At 57.7% G+C, this 26429-nt stretch carries 27 protein-coding genes; 14 read left to right on the forward strand and 13 right to left on the reverse strand.

All coding sequences use genetic code 11. The features are described from left to right. Positions 1–104: 104 nt before the first annotated feature. Complete coding sequence (locus LC334_RS13005; RefSeq protein WP_263286462.1) at positions 105–914, forward strand: protein-disulfide reductase DsbD domain-containing protein; 810 nt, start codon at positions 105–107, stop codon at positions 912–914. Here LC334_RS13005 and LC334_RS13010 read toward each other — a convergent pair. The 7 genes from LC334_RS13010 to LC334_RS13040 all read right to left on the reverse strand — a co-directional run bounded on the left by LC334_RS13010 (position 893) and on the right by LC334_RS13040 (position 8977). Then, entirely contained in the window at positions 893–4300 is a 3408-nt protein-coding gene (locus LC334_RS13010) for an efflux RND transporter permease subunit (RefSeq protein ID WP_085800889.1), read from the reverse strand. The two genes, LC334_RS13005 and LC334_RS13010, sit on opposite strands and share 22 nt — an antisense overlap. 3 nt (positions 4301–4303) lie before the next feature. After that, positions 4304–5761: an efflux RND transporter periplasmic adaptor subunit gene (locus LC334_RS13015; protein ID WP_085800945.1), complete on the reverse strand. Its 1458-nt coding sequence runs from the start codon at positions 5759–5761 to the stop codon at positions 4304–4306. Positions 5762–5857: 96 nt separating this feature from the next. Further along, positions 5858–6400, reverse strand: a complete 543-nt coding sequence (gene moaB, locus LC334_RS13020) for a molybdenum cofactor biosynthesis protein B (RefSeq protein WP_085800888.1) — start codon at positions 6398–6400, stop codon at positions 5858–5860. A gap of 3 nt (positions 6401–6403) precedes the next feature. Beyond that, a complete protein-coding gene (locus tag LC334_RS13025; protein ID WP_085800887.1) occupies positions 6404–7024 on the reverse strand; it encodes a LysE family translocator in 621 nt (206 codons plus the stop codon). Beyond that, positions 7024–7617, reverse strand: coding sequence for a metallophosphoesterase family protein (locus LC334_RS13030; protein WP_085800886.1), 594 nt, complete (start codon positions 7615–7617; stop codon positions 7024–7026). Before LC334_RS13030 ends, LC334_RS13025 begins: the two co-directional genes overlap by 1 nt. Then, the gene (locus LC334_RS13035) at positions 7614–8201 is read right to left on the reverse strand and encodes a hypothetical protein (RefSeq protein WP_085800885.1); all 588 of its coding nucleotides are present in this window, start codon (positions 8199–8201) and stop codon (positions 7614–7616) included. The genes LC334_RS13030 and LC334_RS13035 overlap by 4 nt, the downstream gene beginning before the upstream one ends. Then, positions 8201–8977: a uracil-DNA glycosylase gene (locus tag LC334_RS13040; protein ID WP_085800884.1), complete on the reverse strand. Its 777-nt coding sequence runs from the start codon at positions 8975–8977 to the stop codon at positions 8201–8203. Before LC334_RS13040 ends, LC334_RS13035 begins: the two co-directional genes overlap by 1 nt. Positions 8978–10006: 1029 nt before the next feature. Here LC334_RS13040 and LC334_RS13045 point away from each other — a divergent pair. From LC334_RS13045 to LC334_RS13070, 6 genes are all read left to right on the forward strand, one after another. Next, a complete protein-coding gene (locus tag LC334_RS13045) occupies positions 10007–10957 on the forward strand; it encodes an aspartate carbamoyltransferase catalytic subunit (RefSeq protein WP_085800883.1) in 951 nt (316 codons plus the stop codon). Further along, the gene (locus LC334_RS13050) at positions 10954–11475 is read left to right on the forward strand and encodes a hypothetical protein (protein ID WP_085800882.1); all 522 of its coding nucleotides are present in this window, start codon (positions 10954–10956) and stop codon (positions 11473–11475) included. Before LC334_RS13045 ends, LC334_RS13050 begins: the two co-directional genes overlap by 4 nt. An 8-nt stretch (positions 11476–11483) precedes the next feature. Beyond that, on the forward strand, positions 11484–12761 hold the full coding sequence (gene pyrC / locus LC334_RS13055; protein ID WP_085800881.1) for a dihydroorotase: 1278 nt from the start codon (positions 11484–11486) through the stop codon (positions 12759–12761). Continuing rightward, positions 12761–13366 (forward strand): glycerol-3-phosphate 1-O-acyltransferase PlsY, encoded by a 606-nt coding sequence (gene plsY / locus LC334_RS13060; protein WP_085800880.1) that lies wholly within the window; start codon positions 12761–12763, stop codon positions 13364–13366. Before pyrC ends, plsY begins: the two co-directional genes overlap by 1 nt. Further along, positions 13363–13620, forward strand: coding sequence for a hypothetical protein (locus tag LC334_RS13065; RefSeq protein WP_085800879.1), 258 nt, complete (start codon positions 13363–13365; stop codon positions 13618–13620). Before plsY ends, LC334_RS13065 begins: the two co-directional genes overlap by 4 nt. Before the next feature lie 477 nt (positions 13621–14097). After that, positions 14098–14994 (forward strand): DMT family transporter, encoded by an 897-nt coding sequence (locus tag LC334_RS13070; RefSeq protein WP_085800878.1) that lies wholly within the window; start codon positions 14098–14100, stop codon positions 14992–14994. A gap of 148 nt (positions 14995–15142) precedes the next feature. On the opposite strand, the gene LC334_RS13075 is transcribed toward LC334_RS13070, so the two are convergent. Both LC334_RS13075 and LC334_RS13080 read right to left on the reverse strand, forming a co-directional pair. Beyond that, complete coding sequence (locus LC334_RS13075; protein WP_085800944.1) at positions 15143–15796, reverse strand: hypothetical protein; 654 nt, start codon at positions 15794–15796, stop codon at positions 15143–15145. 432 nt (positions 15797–16228) lie between these two features. After that, entirely contained in the window at positions 16229–16654 is a 426-nt protein-coding gene (locus LC334_RS13080; protein WP_085800877.1) for a VOC family protein, read from the reverse strand. A gap of 145 nt (positions 16655–16799) precedes the next feature. Here LC334_RS13080 and LC334_RS13085 point away from each other — a divergent pair, with 145 nt between their 5' ends. After that, on the forward strand, positions 16800–16973 hold the full coding sequence (locus tag LC334_RS13085; RefSeq protein WP_176237707.1) for a hypothetical protein: 174 nt from the start codon (positions 16800–16802) through the stop codon (positions 16971–16973). On the opposite strand, the gene LC334_RS13090 is transcribed toward LC334_RS13085, so the two are convergent. Then, positions 16959–17858 (reverse strand): LysR family transcriptional regulator, encoded by a 900-nt coding sequence (locus LC334_RS13090; RefSeq protein ID WP_085800875.1) that lies wholly within the window; start codon positions 17856–17858, stop codon positions 16959–16961. The genes LC334_RS13085 and LC334_RS13090 overlap by 15 nt on opposite strands. Positions 17859–17953: 95 nt before the next feature. On the opposite strand from LC334_RS13090, the gene LC334_RS13095 reads away from it, so the two are divergent. Both LC334_RS13095 and LC334_RS13100 read left to right on the forward strand, forming a co-directional pair. Next, positions 17954–18601 carry a class I SAM-dependent methyltransferase gene (locus LC334_RS13095; protein WP_085800943.1) on the forward strand — a complete coding sequence of 216 codons (648 nt, stop codon included), beginning with the start codon at positions 17954–17956 and terminating at the stop codon, positions 18599–18601. Between the two features lie 290 nt (positions 18602–18891). Next, a complete protein-coding gene (locus LC334_RS13100) occupies positions 18892–19392 on the forward strand; it encodes an MFS transporter (protein ID WP_223412983.1) in 501 nt (166 codons plus the stop codon). 198 nt (positions 19393–19590) lie between these two features. On the opposite strand, the gene LC334_RS13105 is transcribed toward LC334_RS13100, so the two are convergent. Further along, positions 19591–20514 carry a DMT family transporter gene (locus LC334_RS13105; RefSeq protein WP_085800873.1) on the reverse strand — a complete coding sequence of 308 codons (924 nt, stop codon included), beginning with the start codon at positions 20512–20514 and terminating at the stop codon, positions 19591–19593. 76 nt (positions 20515–20590) lie between these two features. Here LC334_RS13105 and LC334_RS13110 point away from each other — a divergent pair, with 76 nt between their 5' ends. Continuing rightward, on the forward strand, positions 20591–21436 hold the full coding sequence (locus LC334_RS13110; protein WP_085800872.1) for a LysR substrate-binding domain-containing protein: 846 nt from the start codon (positions 20591–20593) through the stop codon (positions 21434–21436). Between the two features lie 226 nt (positions 21437–21662). Here the strand turns inward: LC334_RS13110 and LC334_RS13115 are convergent, their stop codons facing one another. Further along, positions 21663–22574: a DMT family transporter gene (locus LC334_RS13115; protein ID WP_085800871.1), complete on the reverse strand. Its 912-nt coding sequence runs from the start codon at positions 22572–22574 to the stop codon at positions 21663–21665. Between the two features lie 108 nt (positions 22575–22682). Further along, positions 22683–23255, reverse strand: a complete 573-nt coding sequence (locus LC334_RS13120) for a DNA-3-methyladenine glycosylase I (protein ID WP_085800870.1) — start codon at positions 23253–23255, stop codon at positions 22683–22685. 109 nt (positions 23256–23364) lie between these two features. Between LC334_RS13120 and LC334_RS13125 the strand changes: the two genes are divergently transcribed. The 3 genes from LC334_RS13125 (at position 23365) to phbB (ending at position 26421) form a co-directional block, all read left to right on the forward strand. Further along, the gene (locus tag LC334_RS13125; protein WP_085800869.1) at positions 23365–24201 is read left to right on the forward strand and encodes an EAL domain-containing protein; all 837 of its coding nucleotides are present in this window, start codon (positions 23365–23367) and stop codon (positions 24199–24201) included. 138 nt (positions 24202–24339) lie between these two features. Further along, positions 24340–25515, forward strand: coding sequence for an acetyl-CoA C-acetyltransferase (locus tag LC334_RS13130; RefSeq protein ID WP_085800868.1), 1176 nt, complete (start codon positions 24340–24342; stop codon positions 25513–25515). Between the two features lie 183 nt (positions 25516–25698). Next, complete coding sequence (gene phbB, locus LC334_RS13135) at positions 25699–26421, forward strand: acetoacetyl-CoA reductase (RefSeq protein WP_085800867.1); 723 nt, start codon at positions 25699–25701, stop codon at positions 26419–26421. Positions 26422–26429 lie beyond the last annotated feature (8 nt).

A 26429-nucleotide genomic window follows, 5' to 3' on the forward strand; every position in this document is an offset into this window, starting at 1 on the left:
TGGGCATGACCGCAGCGTAACGCAAGCGTGTGATGAGTGTCACACACAATTTTCTCGCTCGAAAGTGAATTGGCATTTCAGCGCCTATGGCCCATTTGAGGGTCATGATCAGAATCGTTTTCAACCTTTTCCTCTCGGTTGCTGCCTTGGCAGCGCTTCCGGTCGCCGCCCAGCAAAACAGCGACATTCTCGACGCCAGCATCCTGACCGGATGGCAGAGAGCGGATGGCAAACACGTGGCTGCACTTCATCTGAAACTCAATGACGGCTGGAAAACCTATTGGCGCTCTCCGGGTGATGCGGGCATTCCTCCTCAATTCACCTGGTCCGGTTCACGCAATCTTTCGAATGTCGCCGTCAGCTGGCCCGCACCCAAGCGCATCCTGCAAAGCGGTGTGCACACGATTGGTTACGAAAACAGCCTGACCCTGCCGCTGACCTTGACGCCCACCCAGAAGAGCAAGCCAATCAGTCTTGATGGCGAGATCATCATTGGTGTCTGCAAGGACGTTTGCGTGCCGATGACTCTGAAACTGTCCCAGGATCTGCCTGCGGGTCAGACCAAACCCGATCCCCGCATAGTGGCAGCGCTGGCCGACCGGCCCTATTCAGCCGCCGAAGCGGGCGTGGCGCGTGTCGCCTGCCATATCTCACCGCTGGCTGATGGCCTGCATCTGCGCGCTGAGGTCGACCTGCCCGCCACTGGCGCTGGCGAGTTGGCCGTCATTGAAACCGCCAACCCGCAGGTATGGGTGGCACAGGCCAAAACGAGCCGACAGGGCGGCAGGTTGATCGCTGAAACCGAGCTTTATCATGTCGAAGGCCGCACCTTTGCGATCAACCGCTCGGGATTGCGCATCACCGTACTTGGCAAGAAACACGCGGTGGAAATTCAGGGCTGCCCGGCGGGCTGAGGTTTCTGTCGTCGTTGCAGCAGCGCCAGCGCAACATAGATCACGATCACCAGCACCACTGATCCAGCGATGTAGATGGTCAATGCCCCGAGCATCGGAGAAAGTGCCGAAAGTCCCGGCCAGAGCTGTGTCAGCACGGGCGGCACCGAACCTATGAGCATGGTTCGGCCCAGTGTCGCACCGAGCCAGATCAACAGCGTCGCCAACCCTATGATCAGGCCGATCTGAACCCGCGGGGCGCGAAACCGCAATCCCCGGCGCAACGCGGAAAACTTGCGGCCAAGGTCGCGCTGCATTGCCAGAAGGGCGGGCACCACCAGCAGCACCATCACCATGCCGAAGGCCAGCCCGTAGACCAGCGTGATCACTGTGGGTTTGATGAACTGTGCCTGTTGCGAGCGCTCAAAGAGCAGCGGCGTCAGCCCCAAAACCGTGGTTAGCGTCGTCAGCAGCACCGGCCGCAGCCGGTCTGCCGCACCATCTATGATCGACGGGATCAGCCCGCGATCCTTGGCGTATTCATCCACCGTCGTGACCAGCACAATGGAATCGTTGATGATGATGCCGGTCATCCCCAGAAGTCCCACCACCGAGAACATGCTCAGCGGCACGTCCCATTGATTGTGACCATAGATCGTACCGACAAGACCAAATGGGATAATAGCCATCACGACAAGGGGCCGGGTCCAGCTTGAAAACACCCATGCGAGAACAAGATAGATACCGGTCAGTGTCAGCGTCAGCCCAAGCCTCGCATCTTTCAGGAAGTCGTCTTCCTGTTCGCTCAACCCGGAAAGCCGCCATTCAACCTGCAGCTCGCTGGCGATTCTTGGCAGAATTTCGCCCTCAAGCGCCTGCATCACCGCTTCGGCGCGGGCAGGATCATCTTCCGAGATATCGCCGGTCACATTGATCAGCCGCACACCGTTTTCGCGTATCACCTTTGAAAAACCGTTGCGCCGCTCGACGCTTACAATGTCAATCAGCGGCACATAAGCGCCATCCGGCGTGCGTAGCTGCATCCGTTCCATGAAATCGGCCGTCAGCTCACCTTCGGGCAATTCCACGCGGATCTCGGCGCTGCGCGGCCCCAGCGGATAGGTCGCCGCTTCGATCCCGTTCAACCGGTTGCGCAAAACACGCCCCAGCCCGTCAATGGTAAAGCCGAGCGCGTTGCCCTGCGCTGTCAGCTCAAGGATCAGCTCTTCCTTGTCATAGGCCAGGTTATCCTCGACCCCTGTCACTTCGGGAAAGCGCAGCAAAGCCTCTTTCAACGCCTCTGACGCGGCTTTCAACCCATCGGCAGTCGTTCCGAAGAACTGGACATCCAGCGCGTCACCGCCGGGGCCGGATCGCCACCCCTTGAAACTGACAGTTTCCGCCAGCGGATGCTGCTGTATCCGCTCCTGCAGATCAGCGGCAAAGGCAAAGCTGGAATAGGGACGCAGATCAGAATCAATCAGCTCAATCGCAATGCCGCCCAGATGGTCCGGTTCCTTGGTATCAGCCCCAGGCAGGCTGTATCCCGCGTTCCCGCCCACCTGCGCCATCACGAAATCCAGCGGGTTCGTGCCATAGGTCTCGGTATACTCCTCGGCCAGTTCCTGCGTCGCACGCTGCATTTCGCGCATCATATCAAGCGTGTCGGCACGGGACGCACCGGGGGCCATGGCAAAATTGCCGGTCACGCTGCCGCGTTCGGGTGCATTGAAGAACCGCCATTTCACATCACCGCCGATGAAAAGCACAAGCTGGCTGGCCAGCACGACAAGAACCAGCGCAAAGACCGGATAGCGCGCCCAAACGACGCCAGCCATGAACGGGCGGAAAAGACGCTCGCGCACCCAGACGAAGCCGGTGTTCACCGTCCGGCTTGGCCAGTCATACCAATTGCGATCACCCGATTTACGCAGGGCATGAGCCATGTGATTAGGCAGGATAAGAAAGCACTCGATCAAGCTGGCCAGCAGCACGGCAATCACCGTGAAAGGGATGTCGAGGATCAGATCACCAAACCGCCCCCCTATGGCCGTCAGGCCGAAAAATGCAATTAGCGTGGTCAATGTCGCCGCAAAAACCGGCAAGGCCATGCGATGCGCCGCACGTTCGGCCGCCTCAACCGGACTTTCGCCGTATTTTCGTACCCGCGCATCCGCGTGCTCTCCCACCACAATCGCGTCATCCACGACGATCCCCAGCGTGATTATCAACGCGAAAAGCGAAATCATGTTGATGGTCAGCCCACCGATATACATCAGCGATATTGCCGCCAGCATCGCCACTGGAATGCCTGCCGCCACCCAAAAGGCCGTGCGCGCATTGAGGAACAGAAAGAGCAGCCCTACGACCAGCGCAAGGCCGGTCAGCCCGTTCTCCATCAACATGTTCAACCGACTGGAAATCCGTTCCGAACGAGTACGGATCAGCTTGGCTTCCACACCCTCGGGCAGCGATTCCGTCATCTCGCGAACCACGCCTTCGACCCGGCTCTGTATCTCGATTGCGTCGCCCTTCGCCGAGCGATCCACCCGGATCGACATCGCCGGCGCATCCCCCACGAAATAGCTGCGTTTGCTGGCGATCCCCTCGACCCGGATCGTTGCGACATCTCCGACCGTCAGCTTCGACCCATCGGCATTGGAGCGCAGCACAATCGCAGCTAACTGGTCGGGGTCGCGCTTCTCCACGCCCGTTCGAACCCGTGTGTTGGCACCTTCCACGTCGCCCGCCGGGTCGGTATCAACCTCGCCCGCAACAGCCTCGGCAATCTCGGCGAAGGTCACTTCATGGGCAATCAGGTTGGCCGAAGGCACCTCGATGATTGTTTCCGGCGCCGATACGCCCCGCACCGTCGTTCGCGTCACGCCCGCATCAAAAAGCCGAACCACCAGCTCGTCAGCAAAAAGGCCAAGCTGCTCGGGACCGACCGGCCCTGTGATCACCACATCGGTCACCCGTTCCGCCCAGCCATCCCGCCGCACTTCCGGCTCCTCTATGTCGGCGGGAAGCGTGGTCACCTGGTCGATGGCGTTCTGTACGTCGTCGACAGCACGCGACATGTCCCAGCCCGGCTCGAACTCTAGCACCAGCGTAGCACGGCGTTCCCGGCTAATCCCACGGCTGTTGGTCACGCCTTCGACCGAGAGCATGACCGGCTCCAGCACCTGCACGATGGCGGCATCCACATCCTCGGCCCCGGCCCCCTCCCAGACGATCTGAACGCGGATATCATCGACAATCACGTCCGGGAAGAACTGCGCCCGCATTCGTGGCAGCGCAGCGATGCCCAGCACAATCAGAACTACCAGCAGAAGATTTGCCGCGGTCCTGTGCCGGGTGAAATAGGATAAAATACCGCCAGCTGCCTGTGGAACGTCGCGGGCCACCCGTCAGCCCCCCATGCGGTTTTCCAGCCGCTTGACCATCCGCGCCGGAACCCGTGGTTCGGCAAGTTGCCCCAGAAGCCGCGTCTTGACCGGCTCGGACATGTCGGTATTACCCTCGATAAAGGCAACCAGCCGCGCCCGGCGATCCTCGCTCAACTCCAGCATATCGTTCGTATTCAGCGCATTATGCGCCTCACTGCGCAGCGGGCGCACCTTGATCCCGGCGCCCAGCAAAGGGGAGCGCTGGCTGACGATCTCGCGCCCGTCGAGCGCCGCGCCGCGTACCAGGATATCATCACCCTGTCGCCGCATTAGCCTGACCTCAAGCGCCTCAAGGCGATCTTCGCCAATGAGTGCAAGGACCTTCCCATCGGGACCAAGAGCAGATGCCGGAAGCCGGATGACATTATCCAGAGGCGGCTCTTCAATGCTCACCGTCACGAAATCACCAGGCTTCATTCCCGTCGCGCCGGTCAAGCGGGCAAAGATCAGCCGGCCGGTCTGTCCCTCTCCCACGACCGCACTATCGCGGCTGATGACACCTTTGGCTTCAAGGTCGACACCAAAAACGTCGAACCTCACCGTTACGTGTGCGCGGGTCAGCATCCCTTCTTCATTCAGCAAGCGCAGATATTGCGGTGTCGACACGCGAAATGCGACTTCAAGCTTGTTGCCATCCACCAGCTTTGCAAGCTGCTCATTCGCGGCCACCAGACCACCCTGTACCACCGTAACGTCGCTCAGCGTGCCCGCGAACCCTGCGCTGATTCTCGTGTCATTCAGCCGCCGCTGCGCCTCGGCCTGGGCGATTTCCGCCCGTGCCAAACGGGTCGCTGCCTGATCAACACGAGCCTCGGCCTGCGCCAGTGCCTGACGGCTGCCCAACACCGCCTGACGCGCCTGTGCAGCGGCCAGTTCGGCATTTTCCACCGCAGCAGCGGTGCCGACCCCGCGCTCCTCTAGGTCTAACTGGCGCTGATAGGCCCGCTCCCGCAACGCCGCCTGATCCTCGGCGGCGGTCAATTCGTCCTGTGCCAGTACCAGCCCGCGTTCCGCCTCACGAGCTTCATCCCGGGCATCCAGCAGATCACTTGCGGCACGATCAAGCCCTGATTGCGCATCCGCCGGATCGACCCGTGCCAGTAATTGCCCGGCCTCAACCTGTCCGCCTTCGACGAAATCGTCAGTCAGCTCTACCAACGTGCCGCCCCATTTGGACCGGATCTCGAGCGTGCGTCGGCTTTCGATCTCGCCAAAAGCGGTCAGAACCGGCGTAATCGTCTCTTCGACAGCGGTGACGAGATTGACGGCAAACACCCTTTCGCGCCGTTCTGGCACGTCGGGTTCGCTGGCAAGTCTTTCCTGAACCGCTGTAAAAATGGCATAGCCCGCATAGCTCAACAGCCCCAGCGTCAGCGACAGCAGGAACAATCCGGTCAGGCTGTGACGCAAAAACCGCATGAACATCAAACCCTTGCACGGGCCCCGAAAGGCACCAATCTAATGTAAACCTAGCATGCGAAATGCCAAGTCTTTAGCGTTTTACGCACGGAATCGTCATTTCCGGCGCTGATGTTCGTCGAGTCGTGGCATGATTTCCACAAAATTGCAGGGACGATGACGGTAATCGAGCTGAAATTTGAGGATTTCGTCCCACGCGTCTTTGCATGCGCCAGGACTGCCTGGTAGCGCAAACAAATAGGTGCCGCCCGCTACGCCGCCCGTTGCCCGCGACTGCACCGCTGATGTTCCGATCTTCTGCATACTAACGTGGGTGAACACCGTACCGAATGCGTCGATTTCCTTTTCATAAACATCGCGATGCGCCTCGACGGTGACATCGCGTCCGGTAAGGCCTGTACCGCCAGTGGAAATCACCACATCGACCCCGGCATCGGCAATCCAGTTGCGCAGCTGTGCCGCGATCTCTTCCCGCTCATCGCGGATGATCCTGCGATCCGCCAGCACGTGCCTGGCATCTCCGATCCGATCAACCAGCACCTGACCCGAGCGATCGTCGGCCAGCTCGCGACTGTCACTGACAGTCAGCACCGCGATGCGGACCGGAATGAAGTCCTTGCTTTCGTCGATATTCGACATGACTTATACCCTTTCCAACACTGCCAGCCGTACCGCCAGCACGGTAAACACTCCGGCGCTGAGCATTCCCAAGCCGCGGGCAAATCTGCGCCCGGTCAATCGTTTGCGCAAGGTGCCCGCGAACACTCCGACACCACCATTCACGACAATGCCGCCGATTGCCAGCACCAACCCGAAGATCAGGAACTGGCCCAGGATACTGCCCTGCTCCGGATCTATGAACTGTGGCAGAAAGGCCAACACGAACAGGATCACCTTGGGGTTCAGAAGGTTCACAATCATCCCGTCTATGAACGCCCGGCCCACGCCCATTGGCCGCACATCGGCGCTTGCGACCGGTGCGGCATGCAGAGCGCCCCATGCCAGAACGAGAAGATAGGCAACGCCGATCCAACGGATCACATCAAAAAGCCAGGGCATCGCAGCCACCGCCGCACCAAGCCCCAGCCCCGCAAGCGTGACATGCACCATACCACCGGTCGAGATCCCGGCGCTCGCCGCCACCGCCGCCTTCGGACCCGAGCGCAGCCCGAGCCCAAGACAAAACATCATATCCGCCCCAGGGCTGAGGTTCAGCGCCAACCCAACCGGGATAAACGCCATCAATGTCCAGATATCCACCATCAGAGGGTGAACCAGTTCGGCGTCGGCCCAAGGTTGACCACCAGCGTTCGACCGATCTGGTCGGCCTGACCCCAGCTGTCATGGATATGCCCGCACAGCGCTAGCTTGGGCTGGATCCGCTCGATTGCCTCGTGGATGGCCGTCGAACCCACCGAAACCCCACTCGAAGTCAGGTCGGCCACACCCTCGGGCGGGGAATGCAGGATCAGAATATCCGCTGCCTCGCAGCGCAACAGCTTCTCGGCCGCATGGGCCTCGGTCAGATCACAGGACCAAGCGCCAAAGGGCGTTGGCGGCACGCCATAGCCGAGGCCGAACAGTTGCAGCCCGCCGATCTCGAGTCCGTTGCCATGCAACACTGTGGTACCTTTGTGGGCCGCGTCCCGTAATTCTTCGGCGCTTTCGGCGTTGCCTGGAACCACAACCATCGGCGCGGCGATCCCACTCAGCAGGTTCATCGCCTCGGGCAGGCCTTCCCGCATATTGCAGAAATCCCCGGCCCCGATCACCAGATCGGCCTCGGTGCTGGCCTCAACCAGCGCCTCCGCCCGGCGGCGCGAATGATGCAGGTCGGAAAAGGCGAGAACTTTCATTGGTCCCTTCCCACGCTTGGACCACATGGAGACCGTACCGGCAATCTCGGCAGCGCAATCGATTGTTCGACCGCCTCGTCCAGCTTAAGATACGCCTCGTCCATTATTTCCTCACTCACTTCTATGCCAGCACAATAACGCTTTCTCGAAATTGCGTGTGCTGTGGCTTTCAGCCCAACATTAAGTCTTGTCTTTATCTTCTGGAGATCTTGGGGCGGGACAGAGTTTTCCGCATAGAAAATCAACAGCTTGTCGGCCAGCGACATTAGCAGTTTGGCATGATAATCCGGAATTTTCTCCGGGCAGGCTTCCACCACGGCCAGTTCAACCTGCAATCCCTGCACGAGACATCCCACAGGGATGTGACCGGACGAGTCGAACGCAGTGTATTCCTGTACCCCGCTCACCATTTTCGACGTCACCGACACACCGTTATCCAGTTCCAGCAGACGCTCACCGGGTTTAGAGTCGACAACTTCGTCGGCTCGCTCAGCGAACATTGTTTCATAGTCGTTAACGTAAAGAGGTTCGGCCTGCGCAAAGTGAATGGGAACCGACGCGGTTATGGCAAATTGCCACTTCATTAGACGCCCCGCAGCCGCGCTTGCAGCTCCAGCAGATCCGCCCAGGCCTCACGCTTGGCATGGGGGCTGCGCAGCAGGTAGGCGGGGTGGAACATCGGCAGGCAGGGTGTACCGTAGGCTTCGGTCCAGTTGCCACGCAACCGGGTGATGCCGCGCTTTCCAAGGCCCGCCTGACAGGAAATATTGCCCATCAACACGACCACCTGAGGTTTCACCAGTGCCACATGCCGCACGACAAAGGGCAGCAGCATGGCAATCTCCTCCGGTTTCGGATCGCGATTCTGCGGTGGCCGCCACGGCAGCACATTGGTGATATAAACGGCGCGGTCGGCCTCTGCCGCTTTGCGATCCATGTCGATCGCCGCCAGCATCCTGTCCAGAAGTTGCCCGGCCCGGCCCACGAAAGGCCTCCCCTCGCGGTCTTCATCGCGCCCGGGTGCCTCGCCGATGATCATCACGCGGGCGCTTGGGTTACCATCCGCGAACACCAGATTGCGCGCGCCGCGCTTCAGTTCGCAATGATCAAATACCCCCATCGCCGCGCGCAGCCCATCCAGATCCTGTGCGTTGGCGGCCATCTCCCGCGCCTCGGCCACCGCGTCCACCTTGACCTCCGGTGTCGCCGCCGCAACGGGCTGGGCCACCACAGGTTTCTCGGCTTTTTCCGGCACCTCGTAGCGATTTACCGGCACGTCCCCGATCGCCTCGGTCGCCCCAAGCTCGACCTGCCAGTCCAGCAGGGCCTTCATGAGATGATAGTCAGACGCCGATTCCATGCCCAAACCTAACCGAGTTCACCCCGGTGCTGAACCATTGAATTCAATGCCTTGATCGTTCCGGGGCACGACCGCTTTCTGCACAAAAAATGCGGGGCGTTCCGGGGCTAAACCAGCATTTGGCAAATGTATCTCCCGCGATCGACAACATTGATGTGCCACAGATGATCACCTTCAAAATGCTACTACCCTCGTTGATCTTTTGCGCGCCGCTCATATTTACCAGTTGGTGTTTCGCTTGGCGCATTGCATTACTTTAGATGTTGACCGGCATCCTAATCTGGCGTTTTTCGCCGCCATTACATTGGTCAGACGAGGGTTGGGAATACGCAATCGCCATCGGAATCATCGGCCTGAATGCCTTCTTAACCATCGCTTGTTTCTCTCTCGCCGGGCCTTATGGGTTCTCGGCACAGTGCCCAGGGTCGCATCGTGCAGAGCCGATATGGATTTAGCTCCACCTGATCATGTTCTAACTATTGCAACGGCGTTTTTAGTGACCTTGCTCTTTTCTGTTTAACTCAGCAGGCAGCGACAGGCCCTTTCTTATCCATGGCGCATTGATCTTTGCGGCTACTGCCTTTTGCGGTCTTTCGCAAAAGTGGATGGCTGGCCTTTAAACCGTTTTTCATTGAGCGTGGCAGGTGCGGTGACTGTCCTGACGCTGGCAAGTGAATTTTGTTACCCCTCCGCGGTATTACTGGCTCCCCGAGGCGCCGCAACCGGTGCGCCACATTGCATCGCTCTGCATACCCACAAGCGAAAAGTCGGCTCCCACATCGATCTTACATTCCTGACGTTTGACAAACATGAATGGCTGCGCCACTCGTCATTGCATGTCGATACCGGGGATGGCATGAAGGTTTTCAACTATTCCTATTACAGAACACGTTTCCTTAGACATCCGGGCTGGCCGCAGCCCGTCCCTTGCGACCCTTCGGGGAGATTAGTTTGCGCCAGTCGCAGCTTGACTGGACACCTTAGCCAACCCTTTCTATAAGCGAGCGGATTTCAGGATCGGAGCGGCGGATGAGTTTTTCACAATCCCACCTTCTGGGGATCGAACCCCTGAGCCCTTCCGATATTACCGCCATTCTCGATCTGGCCGATCAATATGTCGACCTGAACCGCCGTGACATCAAGCATTCCGACGCGCTGGCGGGCCTGACCCAGATCAACATGTTCTTTGAAAACTCCACCCGGACGCAATCCAGCTTTGAATTGGCAGGTAAAAGGCTGGGTGCCGATGTCATGTCGATGGCGATGCAGGCCAGTTCGATAAAGAAGGGCGAAACGCTCATCGACACTGCCCTGACATTGAACGCCATGCATCCTGATCTTCTGGTCGTACGGCACCCCCATTCAGGCGCGGTCGATCTGCTGGCGCAGAAAGTCAATTGCGCAGTGCTGAACGCCGGTGACGGGCGCCATGAGCACCCCACGCAGGCACTGCTTGACGCACTCACCATTCGCCGCGCCAAGGGCCGCCTGCATCGCCTTTCCATCGCGATCTGTGGCGATATCGCCCATAGCCGCGTGGCACGGTCGAACATCCTGCTGCTCGGCAAAATGGAAAACCGGGTGCGCCTTGTCGGGCCACCTACGCTGATGCCAAGCCAGATTGATGAGTTCGGCGTCGAGGTCTTTGACGACATGCGCGAAGGGCTTACCGACGTCGATGTGGTGATGATGCTCCGGCTGCAACGCGAGCGCATGGATGGCGGCTTTATCCCGTCCGAGCGGGAATACTACCACCGCTACGGGCTTGATGCCGAAAAGCTGAGCCACGCCAAAGATGACGCCATTGTCATGCACCCGGGCCCGATGAACCGCGGTGTCGAGATCGACGGCGAGATTGCCGATGACATCAATCGCAGCGTCATTCAGGAACAGGTCGAAATGGGCGTGGCTGTGCGCATGGCCGCCATGGATCTGCTGGCACGTAATCTGCGTGTCCAACCACCGGACGTCATGGCATGAGTACGAAGATCGCCATCAGTGCGACTGAAACGGGCACGGTGCGCGTATTTGCAACCGAGCTTCACAAGGATCAGATAGACGGCTTTGATGTCGCCGCAGCTCTCGGCGCTGAAAACCTGAACATGGATCAGGTTGAGCTTTTTGATCTGGCCGACCTGCAGGGGCTAGGCCTGTCTGCCTATCTGCACGAGGGTCACGGCATACCAACAGAACAGCTGTCGGATATGGCCGTACAACTGAGCGCGTTGAAAGGCGTCGTGCTGATCGTGCCATCGCGTGCCTTCGATGGGCGAAAACAGACGCTCACTCCCACCGCCCCCCTGCGCCTGACCGGTACTTTCTTCGAAGAACAACCGCCCGTGAGTTTTGAAAAACTGCCCTCTGAGGCGGCGCAGGGCAATGTGAACACGGATACGAAACCAAAACCTTCCAACGCCGCAATATCGGGGCGGGTGGCGATGATCGCATTACTGGTCCTCGCTCTTCTGGTCGCGGTCATGATCTGGATCGCAGGATAAGGATCTTCATGCAGACACTCTTTACCAATGCCCGCCTGATCGACCCGGAAAAAATGACAGACCAATCCGGTGCGCTGCTGATCGAGGGGGGGATCATCAAAGACATCATCTATGGTGGCAATCCCGATCTCGGCGTCAGAACGGTGGATTGCAGCGGCCAATGCCTGGCCCCGGGGATCGTCGACATCGGCGTAAAGGTGTGCGAACCTGGTGAGCGACACAAGGAGAGCTATAAATCCGCAGGACTGGCGGCGGCGGCAGGTGGCATTACCACCATGATCACCCGCCCCGATACGCAGCCTGCCACGGACAGCCCCGAGACCTTGGAATTCGTCGCCCGACGCGCGAACAAGGCCGCGCCGGTGAATGTCCTGCCCATGGCCGCGTTGACCAAGGGGCGCATGGGCCGGGAAATGACCGAAATCGGCTTTCTGCTGGATGCCGGCGCCGTGGCCTTCACCGATTGCGATCATGTGGTTACCGACACCAAGGTCTTTAGCCGGGCATTGACCTATGCCCGATCTCTGGGTGCGTTAGTTATTGCGCACCCGCAGGAACCAGGACTGAGCGATGGGGCCGCGGCAACCAGTGGCAAGTTCGCCTCGCTGCGCGGTCTGCCTGCTGTTTCGCCCATGGCGGAACGCATGGGGCTGGATCGCGACATTGCGCTTTTGGAAATGACCGGCGCCCGCTACCACGTAGACCAGATTACGACCGGGCGTGCCCTGCCCGCGCTGGAACGCGCCAAGAGGAACGGGCTCGACATCACGGCAGGCACCTCAATCCATCACCTGACCCTGAATGAGCTGGACGTGGCCGACTACCGGACCTTCTTCAAGGTCAAACCCCCGCTGAGGTCCGAGGATGACAGGCAGGCAGTGATTGCCGCCGTTCGCGATGGGCTGATTGACACGATCAGCTCGATGCATACCCCGCAGGATGAGGAAAGCAAACGCCTGCCCTTCGAGGAAGCAGCCAGCGGCGCGGTGGCACTGGAAACCCTGCTGCCCGCCGCGCTCAGGCTTTATCATGCGGGTGATCTGGACCTGCCAACGCTCTTCCGGGCGATGGCGCTAAACCCCGCCAAACGGCTAGGCTTGTCATCGGGCCGTCTATCCGCCGGCGCTCCGGCCGATCTGGTGCTCTTTAGCCCTGACACGCCTTTCATTCTGGACCGTTGGAAGCTGAATTCAAAATCCAAGAACACCCCGTTTGACGGCGCGCGCATGCAAGGTAAGGTCAAGGCGACCTATGTCGCCGGCACACTAGTATTCGAGGCCCCCTGATGCCCCCGATCGAGACCTCCACCTTCATGCTGATCTTCTGGGCCGTTTTCGGATACGGGTTGGGCTCGGTTGCGTTTGGCATGGTCATCGCCAAGGCGATGGGTCTGGGCAATCTCCGTGAAGTCGGCTCGGGCAATATCGGTGCAACTAATGTGTTGCGCACCGGCAGCAAGAAAGCCGCTGCTCTCACGGTGTTGCTTGATGGCGGCAAAGGTGCTGTAGCGGTGTTGTTGGCGCGGTTTATCTCTGGCGAGGATGCAGCGCAAGTGGCCGGGTTGATGGCCTTCATCGGTCATTGTTTCCCGGTTTGGCTGGGGTTCAGAGGCGGCAAGGGAGTGGCCACGTTTCTGGGTATCCTTCTGGCCCTTGTCTGGCCTGTTGGCATCGCCTGTTGCCTGACATGGCTGGTCACTGCTCTGCTGTCGCGCATCTCGTCCATGGCGGCAATCACGGCCGCAGCATCCTCGACAATCTGGATGCTCGCCCTTGGCGGTGGCACATCATTCCTCTTGGGCATCATCCTTACGTTGCTGGTCTTTTTCCGCCATGCATCCAACATCCGGCGTCTGCGTGCAGGGACCGAACCCAAAATCGGCCAGAAGTGACTGATACATTTCTGACGGCTTTCGATGCCCTGCCGCTGGGCAGTTTTGTCGGGACATCACAGGGCAGGCGCTATGTCATCACCCAGCAGGATTTCTCGAATGGGCAAAGCCAGAAGCTGATCGCTGAGGAGCTGAGTGGCAACGACTATATCAGCCTGAACCTCTACCGCCTTGCCACTGGCGCGCGCCTGAAACCCTGCGAAACGTCTGAGGCCAAGGTAATCGAATTCGTTTTGAATCTAGTGCTGCTTTGAGCCCATTGCAGAAGAACCTATTTTGCATTGAATGTGGACACAGAAGCCGCTTCGCCCTGCGCGCGCTCGATCTCGCAATTGACCCGGTCCGAGAGGGCAGTGAGTTTCCATACCTGAAGCATTCGCAGTTTTCCCACACCGAGGTTCACAAGGCATTTCGGAATCGAAGATCAAAAATCGATCTGCGCCGTTGGCGGCCTTCGGGAAATTGATAACTGGATTCTGGAAGTGATAGTATGTCAGGAGAGGGCCGTGGCTGCCCGTTAGTGTAAGGTTGCCTCGGGCTCATATCGGAGAAGTGACCGCCCCAATCTAGGGGCGCCCGCAGAGCAAATTAATCCAAAAGCGACACGTCAGTCGAATTCGAGCACGACACAAGCAACTTCGTTGCAGTACGTTGGGCCATCCTACTAGCTGCGCGAATTATATTTGGCACAATCAACATCACAGAACCAGGGAGCAGTCCCAGGCGCAGCAATGCGCGGAAATGCCATTTGCATGATGGCAGTAGCGCTTTTTGCAACAGGATTTCCCGCCGCCGAAGTGCTCTTGGAGACTTGGGGCCCTATATCGCTGATTGCCGCACGGATAGTGCTTGCATGCGCTCTGCTGGCTCCACTTTGGTTGTGGGTAGATGGATGGCAGAGGGTTCTCAATGCGCCATGGTTGCGTGCGCTAGGGATAGGAGCATTGGGCTTTGGTACTGGTACTGTATTGCTGCTGGTGCTTCAGGATTTCACTGATCCGATAACTGCTGTGTTAATTGCTGCCACTATGCCAGTTAGCGCTGTCGCCCTTGAGATCTTGTTCGATAGAAGGCGGATAACAAAACACTTTCTACTGGGAACTATTCTGGTGTTGCTTGGCGGGTTTCTGGCGACTGGGGTTGACCTGCGCCAAGGGACATTCAGCGGTGGTGTGCTGTTTGGCATATTATCTTCCGTGACGTTTGCTTGGGGTTCTCGAAAAACCGTCAAAGGCCTGCCGGAAATGTCTACATTCGGACAAGGGACTTTGACTCTCATTGGGGCAATGCTGTTTTGTTTGGCGACCTTATTAGTGTTTTTGGCGTTTGGTTTGCCCGGTATTGAGGCCTCTGCGCTCGGACTTAAAGGCTGGTCAATGCTCTTAACTTATTCCTGGGCGGCTATGGCAGTAAGCCAAGCATTTTGGATTTTTGGTGTAACGCGCTTAGGCGTTGGAGTCGCATCGTTCCACCTCAATGCCGCGCCTTTCTATGTAATGCTCATAATGTTTTTCATTGGTGGAAGTTGGGAATGGAACCGAGCATTGGGAGCTGCATTGTTGGGTCTCGGTGTAATATTGGCGCAACGCCAAGGAGCAAAATCAACCCCTATCAAATTCACTAGATGATCGCTTTGAGCTTCAAAACTGACATAGCAAATTGAACGCACTGCAATTGGCCTTAGCGTTCAATTCAAGCGCGCGAACATCTACAACCATCGGTCTCCTGGGTGCCCGGTATAATAAGAGGATCAGCTACTCGCCGCGGTCAATTGCTTCAATCCGCAGCAAAACAGTAGAAGTACCCGTTCCCACCTGTGCCTCGAAGATCTTCCGCGGAACATCCGCGGCTGTCGTGGGCCGCATTCCAAGATGTGTTTCCACCGCCGTGGCGGTCGTGGTGTCCTACGGTCGCAGAGCCTTCGCTGTTAGACGTCCAGTTGGAGCAAGTCTTATCACCTTCCTGCCACGGGAAGTAGGCGGTGCCGTCGGCTTGCGTTCCCGTCAAAATGTCATGCTCATTCGGGTTGTCGCCACGGCCTTTGATCGTGTTTCCGTTTTCGTCAACCGCAGTGCGGTAATAAATGTTCGGAAAGATATGCAATTGGTCCAGATCTGAAGCGATCAACTCGCCGTTAGCGTTATACCAGGGGCCCTGGCCGATACGGCTTCTTGCCGAGATACCGCGTTGCCCTTCTTCTTGCGTTGAAAGATAGGCACGCCAAACCCGGTCCCCAGCTCCTGCAGCCGCAGCAAGACTTTGACAATGGGCATCCGCCCCTTCAAGGCCGCCAAGATTTCCTCCATCGCTCAAGCCAACCGAAGTGACGAAAAAACCCATTGGGTGGTTAACATTGGTTCCCTGCGCTGTCGCTGCGCCGACGATAAGTGCGCTTGCGGTAATGACTATTGAGCATATCGAACGGATCATGATTATTCCTCCATATTGCTGACGCGACGCCACATGCCCTGTGGTTGCCATTTAGCAAAGCTGCGTCGTCACCTTACCATTACTAGATCGAGCGTGACCATTACTAGATCGAGCGTGCGGGCAATTGAGCAAGTCTTTTTCTGGTATCGCGCACTCCCGTCACAAAACCGTTACGCTTATTTGGCAGCTATATTTTCTGTGTGCGGACATCATTCGCAATTTTGGCATGCCCTAAGTCCGGCTCTGTTGGGCAACTGTGGAATGGCGTCTTAGTCAGCTTCGTCAGCAGATCGTTGTTTGCCAGACTAAATTGCTGCGCGGTGCGCCAACAGCAGGTTTCAGAAACCGGCTGGCTAGTATTCGGTCATCCTCCAATATCGGCAATGGGCCGAAAACAACCAGAGCGAGCCTTGGCGTGTTGACCGTTCATGCCTAATCCGAAGAAATGACTTGCTGGTGAACCTCAATCACATTTCCCTCCGGATCATGAAAAAACACCTGATGCCACTCCTTTGCAAACGCCGTACCATAGTCCGAATATGGAATTTTCTTTTCGTCAAGCAACTTTAGAAACGTATCAAGATCATCTGTACGAAACGCAATGTGACCACGTTCGACGGGGTTAATGACTTCGCCGTTTTTGAATGCGACATCAAATGCACGTTCGGCAAGATGCATCTGCATGTTACCTTCTGTCGCAAATCGGATTTTGCCATCAAAGCCTGTTTTTTCATTGGCGTCAGGACGTGGGAACTTATGTTGCGGGACATTATCCAGACCCAGCACGTTTGTATAGAAGTCATGCATTCGATCTACGTCATCGGCGACAAAATTTATGTGGTGGAATTCCAACTTCATATTCGGTTTTACCTCTCAAACATTCTGTTGCGAGAATTGTAGCGTATGGAACCATAGTTTGGGACATCAGATTGTTGCGCCGGGTGCGAATGGCACTAATGCGGAAGTTATGCCGTAGCGAATGTAAACGCGAAAAATGGCAACAATGGCTCGAAGCATACAAGCTGATTGGGCGATGGACGCTGCAACGCCTCAAATATTCGGTTTGGAACCCTTCGCGGTCAAAGACGGCTATGCCCATGTGTCAATGAAACCCGGCCTCGGCATTACGCCCGGTCCTGACAAGTTGGCGATGTGCCGCACCTCATTTCTGGGCTGAGCGCCCAAAATGCTCCGCCAATAGATCAAACACCAAGCGGATCCGCCGCGCTGTGTGCAGCTCTGAATGGGTGGCCAGCCAAACCGGGAACTTGAACGGCTCCATGTCCGGTAGCATCTGCTCCACACCAGGGGTCATTGCTCCGACTTCATCCATCATCGGCACGATCCCGAACCCCTGTCGCACCATCTCCCAGGCCACGATCCCATTCGCCGAGCCGATCCGGAAATTCTCCGGACGGACCGGAACGCCCGCTGGCTCAAGATAACCGATCATCTGGTCTACCGAACCCAAGCTGACGAAATCAAGCGCTGCCAAACCCGCCAGATCCGTCGGACGCCCAACACGGTCCAGATAAGCCGACGCACCATAGAAATGCGCCGTCGCCTCCGTCACCAGTTTGGCGATCAGGTCCGGCTGGGTGGGGCGCACATGACGGATCGCAATATCCGCCTCCCGGCGCTGAATGTCGCGGATCTCGTTTGAGGCCACCACGTCAATTTTAAGCCGCGGTGCCACGGCACGGATTTTCTCCAGAACTGGCGGCAGCAAATAGGCCGACATCACATCCGCCGCGGTGATCCGCACCAGCCCTTCAATGTTCTGAGACTGCCCGGATGCCACAAGCGAGATCCGGCTCGCCACATTCGCCATGTCGCGCACATGATCCAGCAATTCGGCCCCAGTCCCGCTTAAGGTCAGCGACTTGCCGACCCGTTCAAACAGTATTACGCCCAAAGCCTCTTCCAGCGCCGCAACCTGTCGGCCCACGGTCGGCTGTGTCTGCCCCAAAGCCCGTGCCGCCGCCGAGAAAGACCCCTCTTCCACGGTCGCCAAAAACGCCCGCACCTGGTTCCAGTCAAAGCTGATCGCCTGCCAATTCATGCATTATTGCATAACACACGAACATATTGAGGCAATTCCAAATAAAAATGCAGAACGGTACAAAGACGTCAACGCATAGCAGAAAGACGACCATCATGACCGCCACGGCCTTTGAAACCAATTTCTGGAGCAAAGTCTCCCGCAAATACGCCGAGCGCCCTATCGATAATATGGAGGGCTATCTGGACACTTTGGAGCGCACCAAGGCGCATCTGAGACCCACAGATAACGCCCTAGAGATCGGGTGCGGCACTGGCTCAACCGCGCTCCTGTTGGCGCCGCATGTCGCCCATATGACCGCCACCGATCTGGCCCCCGGTATGATCGAGGTCGCTCGAGAGAAACTGGCAGAGGGAGGTCTTGACAATGTCACCTTCAAAATCGTCGACGTGCCCGCACACAACCCGGCCGATGGCCCCTACGATGTCGTCATGGCCCACAACCTGCTGCATCTGCTTAAAGACCTCGATGCGGCCCTGGAGCATATCGCAACACTCGTCGCCCCTGGTGGGTTGTTCATCTCAAAAACCGTTTGTGAGCCACGAGCCGGAGGTCTGAAGTTCAACCTTGTGCGCCGCCTTGCTTTGCCGCTGATGCAGCTGTTCGGCAAAGCGCCATTCGTGAATTTTCTCTCCGCCGCTCAATTGGATGCCAAGATCGAGCTCGCCGGGTTTGAGATCATAGAAAGCGCAGATCAGACCGGATTTGCCCTCAGCCGCTATCTGGTGGCGCGTAAAACCTGAGGGGCCTTTCTGCATGACGCTGACTGCAGGGCAGTTGTTTGGACGATTCCCAGCTAAATCCGTCGTTGACGGCTTCGAGCCCAAAGCGGAATTCAACATGGGCCGGAGAATTCACTGTCTGTCATCAGCACCCACGGAACAGAATAGATTGATTGCGTAGCGGAGGATCAGGCTCATCGTAACCATCGGAGTGTGGAGATGAGAATATAATCCGGGAAACACAAAGCGACGGCAGAGAGGGTCGCCCTCATCTTGAGCAGCCCTATTTGGCGGGTCCAAATTGATTTTTAGTGTATGATCGGTCTGGGTTGCATTGGTATGATGGTTTGCTGAGCAGTTCGTTCTACGGCCTGGGCACTATCTACGCCGAAGGGATCGGGTTCTCGGCAGCCCAGATTGCTTTGTTCGTATCCCTCGTCCTGATCGCTCCGGCAGTTACCCAATTGCCAACCGGGGCCTTGGCGGATTGGTATGGTCGCGTACAGATCGCGACGCTGGCCTCTCTGCTTGCCCTGGCCTGCGCATCGGCTGTTTCGTTTCAGTTCGTCAATTCCTTCCTGACTGTAACGATCACCGCTGTTTTGGTGAACGGGCTCGGTCAGCCGCTTTACGCGTTGGGCCACGGGCGCCTCGTTGACGGAGGGCACAATCTGATTGCTGCGACAACGGCAGGCCTGCTTGGTTATAGCTTTGGTACGTTTTTTGGGGCCAATCGGGGCAGCGCTCGCGATGGATCATGTTGGTCCAGTAGGACTCTATTACTGGATCGGTCTCTGTCTTCTGGCCAGTAGCGGCAGAGCGTTCATGGCCATGCTAGCTACCCAGAGGCGATGTTGCCCGCTTTGAGCCCGGTATATTGGCGAAACAGTCCGGGCCATTTATAGCAGCCCGTCCTGAAGGCACACGAGGATGGCGAAAGCAGGCTCGGTGTCCGATTTCCAGACTGCTGGTGATCTGCGTTGCTTGCCAGCTACTCGCGGTAAATCTTATCAGCCTTGTGTGCCATGGCGACCGGCATTTGAACGACGGTGCATCAGGTGCCGGAAAGGGTGAAGCCTTTCTCCCAGAACCGCAAGGACGATGGCGCAAATGCCGGCAATCTGCAGTAAATCAGGACGTACGTTGTAGATCGTGAGATCAAAGACAAGTGCCGTCATGGGATAGAGGAAGGACAGGATCGCAATTCGGCTACTTCCGAGCGACTGCACCGCACCATAAAGCAGAACGTACGTGATTGCCGTGTGAAGGATACCGATAATCAGCAAATAGTTAGCGCTGCCTGCGTCAACCGCCAACGCGTCCGCTCCCACCAGCGGCAATATAACGACAGCGCCGACCAGCAGTTGAACCGCCGAGTAAAGGCCCGCCGGTGTCGCTGAAAGCTGTTTTGTGATCAGCAGGGTCGCGGTGTAGCAAACCATCGCCGCCAGCGTCAGGCCAAGGCCCGTCGTGCTCATGGCTGATCCGCTGCCGATGGCCACAAGGGCAACCCCAAAGAATGCAACCATGGCCCAGCAAATTGACCTTGGGCTAAGCTTTTCGTGAAAGATCAGCGCGGCGCCGACGATCAGCGCAAACGGATACATATGGTAAACCGTGGGTACCATCGAAATCGAGGCATGCGCATAGGCCATGAAGAAAAGCACCCAATTGGCCGCCATGGTCACACCGCTAAATGCCATCAAGATAAGGGACCGCACGGTTATCTTGGCAAAATCCGCGCGGTGACGGGCGATGCCATACAGCAACAGGGTCATCCCGCCGATCAGACATCTGTAGAAGACCACGACCGAAGCCGACTGGCCGCTTTCAACCACGAAGATACCGATGCTCCCTGCCAGGGTCATGGCAGTTATCATTTTTAGATTGTGTGTATTTACGCTTGGGGAAGCTGTCATCTCGTCTCTCCTCATGCGGCTGAGGATAGAAGCGGCGATAAATTAAATTAAACGATTTTAATTGATATAATAAATCTGATATAGTGATTATATGCTGCTTGATCTTGACCAATTGCGAAGTTTCGCCGCCGCCGCTGACACGCTCAACTTTTCCGAGGCTGGCCTTCGGGTCGGTCGCGTTCAGTCTGCGATCAGTGCCCAGATAAAGGCCCTTGAGGAAACAACCGGGCAGCTCCTGTTTGAACGCGGGCGTGGAAAGACAATGAGCCTGACCCCGGCGGGCGAGAAGCTGCTGGCCCATGCCCACCAGATGCTGCGGCTTAATGCGGCGGCGCTGAGTGATCTGAAACAGGCGGGTGCCCATACTGCGTTCAGCGTTGGCACGACCGAGACCTACGCCCTGTCCATCCTGCCGCGCATGCTGTCGTATTTTGCCACCAGCCACCCCACCGTGGAACTGACTGTCATCTGCGGAACCAGCCTGCAACTGCTGCAGGCAGTCGAAGAGGGCAAGCTTGATCTGGCGATCGTAACCGATCAACCGAAATCTGAAGGAAAGACGTTGATATACGAAGACGAACTGGTTTGGGCAGCAGGGCCGCGTTTCCATGTTGACCCCAAAACACCACTGCCGTTGGCATTCATGCCGGTCGGCTGTGAGTACCGCAGGCGAGCGCTAAAGGCACTGGACACGTTGGAGCGGCCATGGCGAATGGCGGTGAATAGCCTGAGCCCGACCGGCATCCGCGCAGCGATCCGGGCGGATCTGGCTGTTTCCGCAATGCCTGTCGCATCGCTGGAAAAAGACTATCGCGTTCTTGGCAAACCCGAGGGACTGCCGGAGCTGGACGGTATCCGCATCGTTGCATACAGCCATCCCGAAGAAGCCAATGCACTCGCCAACGAGTTTGCCGCCCTGGCCGCGAAGGTTATCTGACCAGACACTTGCATCACATGGACCGGCGTCCGGTTGTCCCGCGTTTCAATGGTCGAAACTGGCAGCACCGAAGTGACGATTTAGGCTTCTCCGGTTTTCGCTTGCTCAAAGGACCGGAAACGGAAATTCCACTGCGTCGCCAAAACGACGTCGCTGCAAGCGCGACAGTTTTCTGCGTGAGCACTAGCCGCGATTACACAAGCCCGTTTTGTCCGCAACCAAGACCTTACCGCAATCGGCGGCTTTCCCTTATCTGCGCGCGCCTTTCCACTAGGCCCAGCTGTGCCTCACGGTAGAGCATGAACATCCCGCTGCCCACCACGATCGCTGCGCCGGCCAGGGTCACCGGGTCGGGCCATTCACCGAAGGCCAGCCAGCCCAAGACCAGCGCCCAGATCAAACCGGTATATCTGAACGGCGCGATAAAGCTGATCTCGCCTACTCGCATGACCATAACCGAAAAGAGATACCCACCAATGATCATCAGCGAAGCCCCCAATGTCAGCGTACTTGCTCGCATATCCATTGGCACCCAGTCCCGCATCAGGCTTGCCAGTCCAAAAAATATCATAATCGCCAATGACGTTACCAGCGTCACCAGCATTGATGGCGTTTCCTTCGACAGTTTCCGCGTCGACAGATCCCGCAATGTGACAAAGGCAACGGCTGCCATTGTGTAAAGCGAATAGCTGTTGAAGCCCTCGGCCCCCGGACGAACGATCAAGAGCACGCCGACAAAGCCGACCAGGATCGCCGACAATCGCCGCCAGCCGATCGGCTCTTTGAACACCAACGCCGCAGTAAGAGTGATGGTCAGCGGCAGCGCCTGCAGGATCGCGGTTACATTGGCCAGGGGCATGTTGAACAATGCGGTCAGAAAGAAGTAGGCTGCCCCGATCTCCGCCACTGTCCGTACACCGATGAATTTCAGGTCACGCGCGGGCAGCCGCAACGTCAGCGCCTTCATGCGCCAGGCCAACAGCCCGACCAGAACCGATGTGATCACGCCGCGCAGGAACAGAAGCTGAAAGAGCGGGATTTCCCCCGCGAGCATCTTCATCATCGTATCGTTCAATGTGAAGGCCGCCATCGAGGCCATCATCAGCAGCGCGCCGGTCAGATTGTCGGATCTTGCCATGCCGTTCCTGTCCCGTCCTGTCCTTAGCCATTAGGCGCACAATCCGCAGGGCAGCAAGAGGATTCTCTTCTGCCAGAAATCACCCTTCGGTCCGTTTGGACCCGTAGCCTAGCGCGCCAGTCGGGCGACCTTTTCGCGACAGGGACAGGTAAGCAGGTGATCATTCACCAGACCACAGGCCTGCATGAAGGCATAAACAATCGTTGGTCCGCAAAATTTGAAACCTCTTTTCTTCAAATCCTTCGAAATATCTTCGGAGATTTTCGTCTTCGCAGGCACCTCGTCCAGCGTGGCAAAACGGTTCTGAAGCGGACTGCCGTCGACATAATTCCACAAGTATTTGTCAAAGCCGATCTCGGCCTCGATCTTCTGCCAAGCGATCGCATTTGTGATCGTCGCCTCGATCTTGCCCCGGTGCCGAATGATCCCCGGATTTTGTAGCAGGCGCAGCACATCACCCTCTCCCCACCGGGCAATGACATCAGGATCAAACCCTTGAAAAGCCTCGCGAAAATTGTCGCGCTTTTTCAGAATTGTGATCCAGCTCAAACCTGCCTGAAACCCGTCCAGGATTAGCTTTTCCCACAGAGCACGGCTGTCATATTCAGGAACACCCCATTCGTCGTCGTGATAGTCCGCGTATATTTTTTCGCTGCCGGCCCAGCCACATCTTTCCGTCATCTGCGCTCCTCTGAAGACCCGATATCGCCAGACTGTTTCAAATCAGCGACTTAACTCCTCATTAGCGTGATTGTCCCAGTCTGTGAACCAAGCGATTCCGGAGATCACTATGGGACACAGCGCCAATTGGGCCAACATTCAAGCGGGATATGACAATCCGCTTTCTTATGCGGTGACCGCCCGCGACCGATCAGTCGTCGACATGGTGAAGCAGGCCGTCAAACACAAGCAGGTCATGCTTGCGTATCAGGCGGTTGTGCCTGCATCGCAGCAAAACCAGCCCGCCTTTTACGAGGGCCTGATCCGGATACTCGACGAAACCGGGCGTATCATCCCAGCCCGTGATTTCATCGACGCGATCGAGACCACCGAAACCGGCCGCGTGATCGACTGTCTTGCCCTTGAAAAAGGCATCCAGACCCTGGCGGAATTTCCTGACCTGCGCCTCGCCATCAACATGTCAGCGCGTTCAATCGGATATCGTCCCTGGGGTAATATCCTGCAAAAAGGCCTCGCCGGCGATCCTACGATTGCCGAACGGCTCATTCTGGAAATTACTGAAAGCTCGGCGATGCTCGTGCCCGAACTGGTCGTGGGATTCATGAACGACCTGCAGCGCCAGGGCATCAGCTTTGCGTTGGATGATTTTGGCGCCGGCTATACCAGCTTCAAATATCTGAAAGATTTCTTCTTTGATATCCTCAAGATAGACGGGCAATTCATACGCGGCATCGCCAACGACGCGGACAACCAGATACTGACCGCAGCTCTGGCATCCATTGCCGAGCAATTCGATATGCTGACCGTTGCCGAAAGTGTCGAGCAACCGGACGATGCCGCCTATCTCACGGCGATGGGTATCAATTGCCTGCAAGGCTACTATTTTGGTGCGCCCACCGTGAATCCCCCATGGGTCGACAGCGACTTGGCGCAAGCTTCCGCCTGACTGCCGCAAACCTGCGGTTGCTGCCCTTTTAAACCTGAGGTATGACAACCCTGAGGTGCGGGGGATGTTGACGTACGCAAATATGCGGCGTCAAATATTGCTCCGTGCGCATAGCAACCGCCTGGTGGAGGAAAATCATTGACCAATGTAGTAATTGCATCCGCGGCACGGACCGCGGTTGGATCCTTTGGCGGCTCGTTCGCCAACACGCCTGCCCATGATCTTGGCGCGGCCGTTCTGGAAGCCGTCGTCGAACGTGCTGGCGTAGACAAATCTGAAGTCTCCGAGACCATTCTGGGCCAGGTGCTGACCGCCGGTCAGGGCCAGAACCCTGCCCGCCAGGCGCATATCAATGCCGGCCTTCCCACAGAAAGCGCGGCCTGGGGCATCAACCAGGTTTGCGGCTCGGGCCTGCGCGCTGTCGCCCTGGGTGCGCAGCATATTCAACTTGGCGATGCCAGCGTCGTCGCTGCCGGTGGCCAGGAAAACATGACGCTCAGCCCCCATGTCGCGCACCTGCGGGCCGGTACAAAAATGGGTGACGTGAAATACATCGACTCGATGATCCGCGACGGCCTCTGGGATGCGTTCAACGGCTATCACATGGGTCAGACCGCCGAGAATGTCGCCGAGAAATGGCAAATCAGCCGCGAGACGCAGGACGAGTTCGCCGTCGCTTCCCAGAACAAGGCAGAAGCGGCACAGAAAGCCGGGAAGTTCCAGGACGAAATCACCGCGTTCACGGTCAAGACCCGAAAGGGCGACATTGTGGTGGACGCCGACGAATACATCCGCCACGGCGCCAATATCGAAGCCATGCAAAAGATGCGCCCGGCCTTCACCAAGGATGGCAGCGTCACCGCCGCCAACGCCAGCGGCCTGAACGATGGTGCCGCCGCGACCCTGTTGATGAGCGCGGACGAGGCCGAAAAACGCGGCATCGAACCGCTGGCCCGCATCGTGTCATATGCCACCGCGGGGCTTGATCCGGCGGTGATGGGTGTGGGTCCGATCTATGCGAGCCGCAAGGCGCTGGACAAGGCTGGCTGGAAGGTGGAAGACCTTGATCTGGTCGAAGCCAACGAAGCCTTCGCCGCGCAGGCCTGCGCCGTTAACAAGGACATGGGCTGGGATCCGGCGATCGTAAACGTCAATGGCGGCGCTATTGCTATCGGCCATCCGATCGGTGCCTCGGGCTGCCGCGTCCTGAACACGCTGCTATTCGAGATGAAGCGCCGCGACGCCAAAAAAGGCCTCGCCACGCTCTGCATCGGCGGCGGCATGGGTGTTGCGCTCTGCGTCGAACGCCCCTGATTTTGCACGATTCGGTTTGATCGGGGGCGCCTATCGGTGCCCCCGCGACTTTTTGACAGGATTTCGCTGCACAATGGTAATTTTTAGCTGCACTGCGGCAAAATACACGCGTAATAATATTGCGCATCCCGACCCCAAATAGTAACAGAGTTACCAACACATTTCGCCAAACTGGAGGACACCATGGCACGAACAGCACTCGTCACCGGCGGATCGCGCGGCATCGGCGCGGCCATTTCGAAAGCACTCAAGGCCGAGGGCATGAACGTCGCCGCCACCTATGCCGGCAATGACGAAGCCGCCGCGGCTTTCACGGCTGAGACCGGCATCAAGACCTATAAATGGAACGTCGCCGATTACGGCGAAAGCGCCGCAGGCATCGCCAAAGTCGAAGAAGAAGTCGGCGCGATCGATGTGGTTGTCGCCAATGCGGGCATCACCCGCGACGCACCGTTCCACAAGATGACGCCTGAGCAGTGGCACCAAGTGATCGACACCAACCTGACCGGCGTGTTCAACACCGTGCACCCGGTATGGCCCGGCATGCGCGAACGCAAGTTCGGCCGTGTCATCGTGATCAGTTCGATCAACGGGCAGAAAGGCCAGTTCGCACAGGTGAACTACGCCGCGACCAAGGCGGGCGATCTGGGCATCGTCAAATCGCTGGCACAGGAAGGCGCGCGCGCGGGCATTACCGCCAACGCCGTCTGCCCCGGCTATATCGCGACGGAAATGGTCATGGCGGTACCAGAAAAGGTTCGTGAGTCGATCATCGGCCAGATCCCGGCCGGTCGCCTTGGTGAACCTGAAGAGATCGCGCGTTGCGTCGCCTTCCTGGCCTCGGATGATGCTGGATTTATTAACGGCTCGACCATCTCGGCAAACGGCGCTCAATTCTTCGTCTGACTAGTCCT

The sequence above is a fragment of the Roseovarius aestuarii genome (assembly GCF_019966515.1).
Lineage (GTDB): Bacteria > Pseudomonadota > Alphaproteobacteria > Rhodobacterales > Rhodobacteraceae > Roseovarius > Roseovarius aestuarii.